The organism is Anaerobacillus sp. QJM3NY_32 (genome assembly GCF_056173645.1).
The window spans coordinates 1,569,263-1,581,532 of record NZ_CM149684.1 but is presented as its reverse complement, the minus strand read 5'-3'; the positions used below and the strand labels follow the sequence as shown (position 1 = coordinate 1,581,532).

The 12,270-nt window shown below is 40.7% G+C and carries 10 protein-coding genes and 1 pseudogene; 6 read left to right on the top strand and 5 right to left on the bottom strand.

Going from position 1 to position 12,270, the window contains the following annotated elements:
- The first annotated feature begins 101 nt into the window (after positions 1–101).
- The 3 genes and pseudogenes from AC0VYH_RS08450 (at position 102) to AC0VYH_RS08440 (ending at position 2,553) form a co-directional block, all read left to right on the top strand.
- Entirely contained in the window at positions 102–971 is an 870-nt protein-coding gene (locus tag AC0VYH_RS08450) for an SDR family oxidoreductase (protein WP_475367162.1), read from the top strand.
- 163 nt (positions 972–1,134) lie between these two features.
- Positions 1,135–1,737: pseudogene (locus tag AC0VYH_RS08445) on the top strand (hypothetical protein); the annotation flags it as partial.
- Between the two features lie 63 nt (positions 1,738–1,800).
- A complete protein-coding gene (locus AC0VYH_RS08440; RefSeq protein WP_475373783.1) occupies positions 1,801–2,553 on the top strand; it encodes a DUF11 domain-containing protein in 753 nt (250 codons plus the stop codon).
- A gap of 154 nt (positions 2,554–2,707) precedes the next feature.
- Here AC0VYH_RS08440 and AC0VYH_RS08435 read toward each other — a convergent pair whose 3' ends face one another.
- The 5 genes from AC0VYH_RS08435 to AC0VYH_RS08415 form a co-directional block, all read right to left on the bottom strand.
- Complete coding sequence (locus tag AC0VYH_RS08435) at positions 2,708–3,238, bottom strand: BclA C-terminal domain-containing protein (RefSeq protein ID WP_475373646.1); 531 nt, start codon at positions 3,236–3,238, stop codon at positions 2,708–2,710.
- 167 nt (positions 3,239–3,405) lie between these two features.
- Entirely contained in the window at positions 3,406–4,446 is a 1,041-nt protein-coding gene (locus AC0VYH_RS08430) for a LacI family DNA-binding transcriptional regulator (protein WP_475367159.1), read from the bottom strand.
- Positions 4,447–4,674: 228 nt separating this feature from the next.
- Positions 4,675–5,517, bottom strand: a complete 843-nt coding sequence (locus AC0VYH_RS08425; RefSeq protein ID WP_226612558.1) for a sugar ABC transporter permease — start codon at positions 5,515–5,517, stop codon at positions 4,675–4,677.
- Position 5,518: 1 nt separating this feature from the next.
- Positions 5,519–6,802, bottom strand: coding sequence for a carbohydrate ABC transporter permease (locus tag AC0VYH_RS08420; protein ID WP_194222272.1), 1,284 nt, complete (start codon positions 6,800–6,802; stop codon positions 5,519–5,521).
- Between the two features lie 95 nt (positions 6,803–6,897).
- Positions 6,898–8,181 carry an extracellular solute-binding protein gene (locus AC0VYH_RS08415; RefSeq protein ID WP_475367158.1) on the bottom strand — a complete coding sequence of 428 codons (1,284 nt, stop codon included), beginning with the start codon at positions 8,179–8,181 and terminating at the stop codon, positions 6,898–6,900.
- A 295-nt stretch (positions 8,182–8,476) separates the two neighbouring features.
- On the opposite strand from AC0VYH_RS08415, the gene AC0VYH_RS08410 reads away from it, so the two are divergent.
- The 3 genes from AC0VYH_RS08410 to AC0VYH_RS08400 all read left to right on the top strand — a co-directional run bounded on the left by AC0VYH_RS08410 (position 8,477) and on the right by AC0VYH_RS08400 (position 12,218).
- Entirely contained in the window at positions 8,477–10,210 is a 1,734-nt protein-coding gene (locus AC0VYH_RS08410) for an alpha-glycosidase (protein WP_475373645.1), read from the top strand.
- A gap of 243 nt (positions 10,211–10,453) precedes the next feature.
- Complete coding sequence (locus tag AC0VYH_RS08405; protein WP_194221146.1) at positions 10,454–10,795, top strand: P-II family nitrogen regulator; 342 nt, start codon at positions 10,454–10,456, stop codon at positions 10,793–10,795.
- A gap of 22 nt (positions 10,796–10,817) precedes the next feature.
- Complete coding sequence (locus AC0VYH_RS08400) at positions 10,818–12,218, top strand: ammonium transporter (RefSeq protein ID WP_475367155.1); 1,401 nt, start codon at positions 10,818–10,820, stop codon at positions 12,216–12,218.
- Positions 12,219–12,270 lie beyond the last annotated feature (52 nt).

Genomic DNA, 12,270 nt, shown 5'->3' with positions numbered 1-12,270 from the left:
TATCATGTAATGCAAATGTCATCATTATATTCTCAGACTTAGGTTTAGAAATTCTCCCGATTGGCAATTCCTTACATATATAATTTGAAAGGAGTTATCCCATGCGACCAGATTTTAGACAGACGGATGGACAACCAGCACAACATCAAAATCATCAGCCAGGATCTCAGCAAGAAATGGATCCAAAGCCCATAATGGATGACCGGGATTATAAAGGATCAGGAAAATTAACGAATAAAGTCGCTCTCATCACTGGAGGAGATAGTGGGATAGGCGAAGCCGTTGCGATTGCTTATGCAAAAGAAGGAGCAAAAATCGCCATTGTTTATCTTGACGAACATGAAGATGCGCAACATACGCAACAAAAAATCGAAGAGATCGGAAGCGAATGTTTATTGTTGCCGGGAGACATTGGGAGTGAAAGCTTTGCTTACGATGTGATTAAACAGGTGATTGATCATTTCGGACAGCTCGATATTTTAATTAATAATGCAGCAGAACAGCACCCCCAACAGGGAATAGAAGAAATTAGTGCAGAACAGCTCGAAAAAACATTCCGAACCAACGTTTTTGCCATGTTTCACCTGACGAAAGCCGCTCTTCCCCATCTTAAAAAAGGAAGTGCAATCATTAACACATCCTCTGTAACCGCATATGAAGGCAATGATCAGCTGATCGATTACTCTAGTACAAAAGGTGCAATCACAACGTTCACAAGGAGTCTCGCAAAGTCGCTCGTTGGAAAAGGTATTCGTGTCAACAGCGTTGCACCTGGTCCTATTTGGACACCGCTTATCCCTTCCACCTTCTCAGCAGAAAAAGTGAAAAACTTTGGAACGAATACACCAATGGGAAGACCGGGTCAGCCAGAAGAATTAGCTGCGGCTTACGTCCTTCTTGGTTCTGATGGATCTTCTTATATGACAGGTCAAACGATTCATATAAATGGTGGACAGTTTTTAACATCTTAAAACCTCCTTTGGGAGGTTTTTTTATATTATTCACTCTATAAAAAAATGATTTTTAAGACTCTATTGGACAAGAGTTTATACGTCTTTTTACTGTATTCATATAGTATAGTGAATACAGTTTTAGACTATATTTGAACACGTATGTTCAATAGGGGTTGTCATTATGGCTTTTACCAATCGATACTCCACCCGAACGTGTGGAGCCATGACATTTACAGGAAACACTTTAGGATTAAGTCAGTTACTAAATGCTAACCAGGCTGGAACTCAAGGAAGTATCGGAGCATTTATTACAACCGATACATCACTTCAAGTGCCAACTTTTCCACCAGGAACCACTCTGGATTATACTTTAAATAACTCAGAGGCTAATCTAGTATTACCAGCTGGAAGCTCCGTTTTATATGCTGAATTAATCTGGGGAGGAAATTATCTTTCAGTAAACGAAGACATTACATCTGATATTGATAATTCTGTTACGTTCACGAACCCAAGCGGGACTGATTTCACAATTAGTCCCGACCCAACTACTAGTAATGAGCCAACATTTACCATCGGAGGAAATACTCGAGGATTTTACATGCGCTCCAATGATGTTACATCAATCGTTCAAGCAGCTGGCGCTGGTACATACACCGTAGGCGGCGTACCAGGACTAGTCGATCCTCTTCAAGCTTCCACAGCTGATACGAACCATGCAGGATGGACACTCGCCGTTGTTTATGCGAATAGTACATTACCAAACCGATCTCTGAATTTATTTGTCGGCGCCCAGGGTATCGTCATTAATCCTTTAAACCCCACAATTGATATAGCCATTTCAGGTTTTATGACTCCTCCTTCAGGTACTGTAGATGCCCGTTTACTCATCTCAGCTCAAGAAGGTGACGCGAATATAGGAGGGGATCAAGCTCTTTTTGGGCCTGATGCAGGTACATTAACCCTTCTCTCAGGACCAAATAACCCACTAGGAAACTTTTTTGGCTCTCAAATTAATGATGATTCCGGAAATCTTGATACGAGTGGAACATTTGGTAACCGGAACCAGGATCCTTTTACATTAACGAATATTGTTGCTGGAAGACAGGGATGGGATATTACAAACGTCAGTGGGGCTGGCCTATTACCGAACAACCAATCCACGGCTGTTTTCCGCTTCACGTCGTCAGGCGATGCTTATATGCCAAATGCACTTGGCGTCCAAATTGACGAAGGTGATGCCATTTTAGATATCGTGAAAACCGTTGATAAGCCATTTTCCACCTATCGTGACGTGCTTTCGTATACGATCACCATTACAAACAACGGCGTTGTTCCCGCTATTAACGTAATCTTTACTGATTACCTTCCAGCTTGCACCCAATTTATTGAGAACAGTTTGTATATTGATGGTGTGCAATATCCGGGTAGTAATCCCCAATATGGTATTGACCTCGATGATATTGATGTTGGTGATACCGTTACAATTTTCTTCCAGATTGTTGTGAAACGGTGTAACTGTTTTGTTCTTAATGTAGCCGAAGTCGAGTTTAGCTGTGGGAAAATCGCTACTAGTAACCAGGCCATATCTACTGTATGTTAATTTAATCCTATATTAAAAAGGATCCCGTGCTAATCACGCGATCCTTTTTCTATTAGCTATTGACCGCCTTTGGGCTAATTTATGATCTGTGATGACCAATTGCATTGAGCCAAAAATAATATGATCTAGCAAGTTTCTTATTAAATATAGTCGATTATTCTACTCTCATAATTGTTAGAGAAGCCCCTACGCCAGAATCTAGTATAATTAAGGTAGCCACTCCAAATAGTTGCAGTGAAATAACATCTCCAGCTAATAAAGAAACTATGGCTTCTGCGCTAAATTTAGTAGATGCTACCGTCGGAGAAATAACAGTTTGTGGTAACTCCACTCCATTTACGACTATTCTAGAATTAATGATAGAAGCAGCTTCTGGATTAATATGATACGAAAGACGATATCTTCCATCTTCTTGGACTGTAAAGAAAGTATTAGTGCCATCGACAGTTATCGTTAGTGGCAAACTTTGTGAATCCGGCAAACTTAAATCCGTCCCTAAAATATCGGTATTTATATTAGCATTCGAAGTATTAGCGGCAAATCCGGACGTTGAAGTCACTGACGGTCCCTCTGGTCCTACTGGGCCTTCTGGACCTTCTGGACCTGGAGGCCCTGGAATTCCCTGTGCTCCTTGTCTAGGAAATGCACCTCCTGCATAACTTCCACCACATCCTGAACATCCCATATTCTCACCCCATTTAAATAAATTCACTTACTAATAGTAAACGTTGGAGTAATGTAAATTGGAACGGCAAGTGACTGCTTGTTCAAAGTTTTATTTTTTCATTACTTAAATTCAACCTTTTAACACCCTTCTCAAAAAATCTCCAAAATAAATAGCCACCTTCGTGGCTATTTCATACTCTCATTCTGGTTAATTGTCCTAACTGTCCAGCGCTCTACAACCTTGTGTGGTACACAAACGCGTTTGTTTCCTGACTCAGGATCACTAATTTTCTCTAGCAAACAGTTCACTGCCTGATAACCTAGTTGGAAAATATTAATATCAACAGAAGTAAGCGGCGGACTAGCATATTCAGCGAGCATCACATTATTGAAACTAATGACGGAAACATCTTCAGGAACAGAAAGACCCATCTCATCTAGCTTGCTCATGATACCAAGGGCCATAAGATCATCTGCAACAACAAGCGCGGTTGGAGGATTTTCTAACGAAAATAATGCCATTACCGCTTCCTGTCCGCCTTCTTTTAGAAACTCCACATGAACAACATAATCGTCTTGGAGTGGGATTTCCGCTTCCTGTAGGGCTTTTTCATAACCGTGTAACCGCTCCACCGTTACGACTAGATCTAAATTCCCTCCAACAAATGCGATCCGTTCATGACCTTTGCCAATAAAATGCTCGGTTACATCTTTTGCCGCGCTATAGTTATCATTATCGACATGAGTGATTGAATCTGGATTCACTAGCGGCTTCCCAATAACGGTAAACGGAAAATTTTGTTCCTGTAAAAACGTCATGATTTTATCGTCGATTCTTGAATAAAGCATTACTATACCGTCCACTCTACGCCCGTGAACCATCCCCATTACGCCTTCTAGCATTTCTTCTTCTGTTGCCCCAGTGGACATATATAAGGTATATTCTTTTTCATGAGCCTTCGTACTAATCCCCCGAAGAACCTCTGGAAAGAATGGATTCTGTAATACTTTATCTGCTGAACTCGGCATGACAAGGCCAATCGTTTGTGTACTCCGGTTCGCTAGACTTCTTGCATTATAGTTAGGATGGTAGCCAAGCTCTTCCATCGCTTCTCTTACACGACGTTTCGTTTGCTCACTAATTCGTGGATTATTTGCGATCACACGTGATACCGTCGATGGCGCAACATTGGCAAGCTTCGCTACATCTTTAATCGTTACTGCCATTGGGATTTCCTCCTATACAAAGCTTTCGCTTGTTCATTTCATATGATAAGTAATTGATCTATCTTAACTATCTAATGATTCATTGTAAACGATTTCTATTGAAAATGACATCTACTATAGAGAAACAATCCTACCTATTAAAGTTCTCTAAACGAAGAATTAGGATAAAAAAAGAGAAAGAAGCTGCAAGAGTAGCTCTCCTCTTCCTCTTCTTTCTCACGTCTTGCTCTATCCTTTCGTTCCACCAGCAGTAAGTCCAGATATAAAGTAACGTTGCAGCGATAAGAATAAAATTGAAATTGGGATCGCAATCAATACTGATCCTGCAGCGAACGTTGTAAACTCATTACCGAACTGATCAGAAATCATTTTGTAAAGACCAACCGCTAACGTATATTTATCCTCACTACGAAGAATAACTTGAGCAAGAATAAAATCCGTAAACGGTGTAATGAAACTAAATAATGCTACAACAGCAAGAATCGGTTTTGCAAGTGGTAATATGATTTGCCAGAAGATACGGAAGTGACCCGCTCCATCGATTCGAGCTGACTCATCAAGCTCTTTTGGAATTGTATCAAAGTATCCTTTAGCAAGCCAGGTATTCATTGGCAGTAAACCACCTGTATAAACGAGAATCAGCGCAAAGTGCGTATCTAACAAACCCGTTGTATAAGCTAATACATAGATCGCAATAAGTGCTGCAAAGTTCGGGATCATTTGAAGAATTAAGAAAGTCATTAATCCATTTTTACGACCGACGAAACGGTAGCGTGAGAAGGCATAAGCCATACAGGAGATCATCGCTACGGCTAGAATCATTGTGATGATACAAATCTTCAATGTGTTCCAATACCAAAGCAAGTAATCACTTTCAGCCGTATTAAATAACGATTTGTAATGCTCCAATGTTGCATCCTTCGGGATAATTGATGATCCAGATAGACTGTCACCGGGATTAAAGGAAGACCCCACAATCCATAGAACTGGATACAAGATGATGACACAAGCAATAGCGATGGCAATGTAGGACAGTGTTAAACGTAAGGTATTCTGCATTTTTGGACTCATATTACATCATATCCTCTTCTTGGAATGATTTCGTTCTTCTAAACTGCCATAGTGCTACACCTATAACAATGGCTGATAGAATCATGGTAATAGCAGCAGCTTTGCCATATTGCGCAGACGTAAACGTGAGCTTATAGATCCACGAAATCAAAATGTCAGTAGAGCCTGCTGTTTGACCTGATACGGCAGGACCACCACCGTTAAACAGGTAAATAACGTTAAAGTTATTAAAGTTAAATGTATATTGTGTGATTAAAATTGGCGCGATTGCAAAAAGAACCATTGGAAGCGTGATTCCTCTAAACTTCTGCCAGATATTCGCACCATCTACTGTGGCAGCTTCATATAATTCATCTGGAATCGATTGAAGCACACCCGTTACCATAGCGAAAATAAACGGGAATCCAAGCCAGAACTGTATAAGAATTAAAGCAACTTTTGTCCAAAATGGCTCTGTAAGCCATGGTATCGCATCGATACCGAACGCTGCTAAGATGTCGTTATTTATCGCACCAAACGTCTCATTAAACATCCCCGCAAACACAAGGATTGATACGAAAGCTGGTACGGCCCAAGGCAAGATAAAGATTGTTCTAAAGATGCCTTTAAATTTAAGGTCTTTCTGGTTCATCAAAACGGCTAGAAAAATACCAATGGCAATTTGTCCTGTTGTTGCAACAAATGTCCATACGATTGTCCATGAGAATACATCAATGAAAGTATCGCGCCAGATGTCTAGCTTAAATATATCAATATAGTTTTGAATCCCAATCCAATCTACTAAGTTAGCTGGTGGAGAATGGTAGAGATCGTAGTTTGTAAACGAAAGTAAAATAACAAACAATATCGGGAAAATAACAACAAAGATTAATAAGAAAAATCCTGGTGATAGCATTAAGTAAGGAAACCCTTGTTCAGAAACATTACGGTATTGCTCTCTAACAGAATTTAAGGGAATGCCTAGATCACGATTTCTTCCATTCAAATATGCATCCCTTAGGTTTAAGAAATAAATAACCAATCCAATCAGGATAACAAGGACAGCGATAATTCCCTGTGTTAACAAGAAGATGGAGTGATCTCGTGGTAGCTTTTCCCCCAGGGTAACGATCCCCCATAATCCAATGTTGATTAAGTCAGCAAAAGCAACGGCAAATGAAACCGTTAAGATGAAGAACATAAGTCCTTTGAGGATCTGCTTGTTATAAAACTGACCGAATCCAGGTATTAGTGATAAAGCAAGTGCTGTTTTTCGATGCTTTGTTTGACGCTCAGTTGCCTCCATCGTGATGGCAATCCCCTTTCTTCTCCCCACTTTTCTAGCTTTAAAGTGAGAAGCAGTACCCCGTTTCCGGAGTACCGCTTTAAATTTTCAAAACTTTAGTTGCTGTGATTCTGCTCGATTTGAGACTTAATTGTTTTCGTAGCCTCATCAAGGGCCGCTTTTGGTTCTTGCTTATCTGTTGCTACTAATTGTAGAGCAGACGCTGCTGGCTCCCATACTTCAGCCATTTCTGGAATGTTAGGCATTGGAACGCCATATTGAGATTGAAGTGCTACGGCACTTGCACCTTCATTATCAGCAATAACTGGATCTTCAATTAGTGATTTAACAGGAGGAATTTCTGCTGTTTTTTCGTAACGAATCTTTGCATTCTCCTCATTTGTTAACCATTCAACGAGCTTCGTAGCCCATTCTTTGTTCTCAGAGAAATTACTTACGTGCCAGCCTTTAACACCGATAAATGTTTTGAAATTCTCTCCGTTTGGAAGTGTAGGCATTGGCGAAACACCAATGTCAATTCCAGCATCTTTATAACCCTGGAAAGACCATGGTCCGTTCATAACGGAAGCTGCTTTCCCTTCATTAAATAGACCATCCATTGTAGATCCACCGTTTTCACCAATTAGGCCTTTAGGGAAAAGATCTTCCTGATACCATTTCTGAATATATTCCGTTCCTTCAATAGCACCATCATTATTAAGACCGATGTCATCTGGGTTTAATCCCTCATCAGTGCGATCAAACACATAGCCGCCATATCCTGAAAGGACAGCGTTTGCAAAATAGAAGTTATCCCATAGCGCAAGGAAGCCATACTGCTTGTCTTTCGTGAAGTCTTTTGCAAAATCATAGACTTCATCCATTGATTCCGGAGCTTTTTCCATTAGATCTTTGTTGTAAATGAAGACTGGTGTTTCCGTTGCTTTTGGTAGTCCATAAAGGTTACCGTCAAAGTTTTCAGCTTGAATAGAAGATTCTGTAAATGTATCAATCACAGACTGTTCAACTTCGATTGGGGAAATAAGTCCTTCAACCGCTGCTTGTCCAATTTGATCATGTGGAAGTGTAATAACGTCAGGACCAGTACCTGCTGGACCATCAAGACGAATTTGCTCTCTAATTTCGTCAGCCATACCTAGTTCTTTAAATTCAACTTTAATGCCGTACTCTTCCTCGAAGCTAGCAATAGCCGGTTCAAGTGCAATCCCTTTATCTGTATCTTCCCAAACAACTAGCTTCTCAGGTTTATTTGCATCTTCTCCCTCAGAATCACTGCCTCCGTTGTTACTAGAAGCGTTTTCATTGTTTTGCGGTCCGCATGCTGCAAGAACGCCGATTGCAAGAACTAGTGTAAGAAACAAAGCGAAAAAGCGTTTCATGTGTTAACCCCCTCTTAATTTTACGATAGGAGTACAAGCGCTTTCATACAACTCAGTGAAAACGATTGCACTGTCTTTCTATAACTTATTATACATGGCTATAAAATTTTCGCAACCGTTTGCACAAAGTTTTTTCAAAATTTTTTCGAAACAGAATTTCTCCTTGTTTTTTACATTTGACTATCGTACTTTGATCTTCTACATTTATATAGAAGCAACGTTCCATTTCGATTAGTGCTTGAAATGAGTTTTCTTTTATTAAAATGCAAGCGATTGCACACGGAGGTATCTATTTATGTTTAAAGAAGCCATTTATCACCGCCCAAAGAACAACTATGCTTACGCATATGATAAGAAAACACTACACCTGATGATTCGAACAAAGAAAGATGATGTGACATCCATCTCCCTTATTTATGGAGATCCGTATGATTGGAAAGACAACAAATGGCAGTTCACTTCTAAAACAATGAAAGTAACTGGCTCTGACTCTCTATTCGATTATTGGAGTATAGCGATCCAACCTCCTTATCGTAGATTGAGATATGGCTTTTTTCTAGAAGATAAAAATGAAGCGTATTATCATACTGAAAAAGGCTTCTATACGGAACAGCCATCAGATACCAACGACTATTATAGTTTTCCTTTCCTAAATGAAGCTGATATCTTTACAGCTCCTGAATGGGTGAAAGACACAGTATGGTATCAGATCTTTCCCGAACGATTTGCTAACGGGGATACTTCCTTAGATCCAAAAGGTACGCTTCCATGGGGAGAATATCCTCCGGAGCGTAACAACTTTTTCGGCGGAGACTTTCAGGGGGTAATAAATCATCTTGATCACTTAACAGAACTTGGAATTAATGGAATTTACTTCACACCTATTTTTAAAGCGGCCTCAAATCATAAGTACGACACAATCGATTACATGGAGATTGATCCACAATTTGGCGATAAAGAAATGTTTAAAGAGCTCGTCAAAGCCTGTCATGAAAGAGGCATTAAAGTTATGCTTGATGCTGTTTTCAATCATAGCGGTTATTACTTCGAACCTTTTCAGCACTTATTAAACAACGGAGAAGCATCACGCTATCGAGACTGGTTTCACGTTCGATCCTATCCAATTGAAACAAAACCTCTTCCCTCCTATGATACTTTCGCCTTTGAAGCGACAATGCCTAAGCTTAATACTGAGAACCCAGAAGTGAGAGAGTATTTACTACAAGTTGGTCGCTACTGGGTAGAAGAATTTGATATTGACGGGTGGCGACTTGATGTTGCAAATGAAATTGATCACCGCTTCTGGCGTGAATTTAGAAGAGAGGTTAAGCGAGTTAAGCCTGAGCTTTATATTCTTGGTGAAATCTGGCATGACTCGATGCCGTGGTTACAGGGCGATCAGTTTGATGCTGTAATGAATTACCCTTTAACTGCTGCCCTACTTGATCATTATGCAAATGGAAGAATCTCTGCCGAAACAATGGGGAACCGACTATCCGCACTCCTTCACTCTTATCCTGCAAATGTGAATGAAGTCGCCTTTAATTTATTAGGAAGTCACGATACACCGCGACTCCTCACACTGGCAAACGGGAAAAAGGAGGTCGTGAAGCTCATGTATATCCTTCAATTCTCCTTCCCAGGAACACCTTGTATTTATTATGGTGACGAAATTGGGATGAAAGGTGGCGCTGATCCCGATTGTCGAGAATGTATGATTTGGGATGAAAAAGACCAGGACACTGAACTATTTCAGTTCTTAAAAGAATTAATCGCCCTTCGCAATCAACACCCTGCGTTTCGGAACGATGGAACTTTCGAAGTGGTGTATACAGATGAATCACTTATTCAATATAAGAGGAAAACGTATAATGAAACGCTCCTCTTTCTATTAAACAACTCAGAAAAGGCCATAACTACTGATCTCTCACTCAATTATTTGAACACAAAAACTCTTTTAGGGAGTCAGCACGACTCTAGCCTACTTCATCTTGAACCATTTGGCTTCACTATTTTAGACATTTCATGAGCAAGAAGCTCCTGGTCATCATCCAGGAGCTTCTTTTTATGCCTCAGAATTCGAAATTAACTGAAAGCGCAACCACCCTTACCCCACTTGGAATATTCTGATTATTCAAATGTGCTAAGGTGAGATTTTATGACATACTATTTTAAATTTTCAAAAAATAACCTTGAATTTCTCGTTTTCACCGCATAATATTAGGATATAGAAAAAAGGCAATGTTAGAAAAACTGACATGGAGGGTCTTATATGAAAAAAGTAGAAGCCATTATTCGTCCCGAGGCATTTCAGGATCTAAGAGATCGGTTAAGAGATGAAGGTATCACAGGCATGACAGTATCTGAAGTAGCTGGATGTGGATTACAGAAAAAACAAACTGGTGTCTTCAGAGGAAGTCATTTTGAAGTCTCGCTTCAGGCAAAAATTAAAGTAGAGCTCGTTTTTGATGATGACCTGCTTGATCATGTTGTTAAGCATATTCGCGATATATGTGCAACCGGGGAAGTTGGCGACGGCAAAATCTTCGTCTATCCTGTCGAAGATGTTATTCGCATACGATCTGGTGAACACGGACTCACAGCATTTAAATAAATCAAAAAGGATGATAAAAGCTATGAAAAAAATCACTAGTTTGTTCGCGCTTCTCTTTCTTCTCTCAGGAGGACATGTCTTCGCAGCAGGCGATACCTCTGCTGTAACCGCCTTGAGTGCTTCAATGGATACCGTATGGATTATGATTGCTGCTTTTCTAGTATTCTTCATGCACGCTGGATTTGCAATGGTTGAAACTGGATTTACCCGTTCTAAAAACGCCTTAAATATTTTAATGAAGAATCTCCTAACAATGTCAATTGGTGCAGTGCTTTACTTTATAATTGGTTACGGATTGATGTTCGGTTCTTCAGCAGGCGGTTTTATTGGTAGTGATGGTTTCCTTCTTCTAGGACAATCTGAAAACATCGGCTTCTTTGTTTTCCAGGCCGTCTTTGCGGCAACTTGTGCGACAATCATTTCTGGTGCAGTAGCTGAGAGAATGAAATTAATTAGCTATATTGCTGTAACGGTTGCGATGATTGGATTTGTTTATCCTGTTGTTGGTCACTGGATTTGGGGTGGCGGATGGCTTTCAGAACTAGGGTTTGTTGACTTCGCTGGCTCAACGGTTGTTCATATGACAGGTGCACTTGGTGCGGTAGTAGCAGTCGCCTTTCTTGGAGGACGTCTTGGTAAATACTCAAATGGAAAAGTGAACGTTATTCAAGGTCATAACATTCCACTTGGCGCACTAGGGGTATTCATTCTTTGGTTCGGCTGGTTTGGATTCAATGCAGGTAGTACACTGTCAGCAAGCGACGCACTTATCCCTACAATCGTAGCGACAACACTTCTTTCTGCTTCAAGTGGTGTCATCGGAAGTGCCCTTTATTCTTATATTCGCTATAAGCAAATTGATGCTTCTTTAACTCTAAACGGCGCATTAGCTGGACTTGTCGGAATTACAGCTGGAACAGCAAGCGTATCTCCAATTGGCGCTATGTTCATCGGTCTTATCGCTGGAGTTATCTTGATTGAAGCCGTTCAACTGATTGACCGACGCATAAAATTGGATGACCCAGTTGGAGCGATTGCTGTTCACGGAGTGTGTGGGGCGTGGGGCACGCTAGCCGTTGGACTTTTCGCAATCGATGGTGGTTTATTCTACGGAGGCGGTGCATCCCTAATCCTCGTTCAAGCAATCGGAATTCTTGCAGTTATGGCGTGGACGATTGGCACAGTAGGTATTTTCTTATTCATCTATACTCGCTTCTCTTCCATTCGCGTTTCTCGTGAAGAAGAAATTCAGGGACTTGATTTCGCAGAGCACGGCTCAACAGCTTACGAGCTTAGAGGAGGCCTTCTCAACAACAATGAAAGCCCTTCTGCCGGAACACCATTCGGCCACGGCCTAGTCGAACGCCTCAACGGACTCGAACAGCCACCAGTTGAAAAAAGAAAAGCAGAAGGGAGCGTTTAGACACGAAAAGCGGAAGTGGGCGGTTAGGGTCGACAAGCGCTGGAGGCCCATA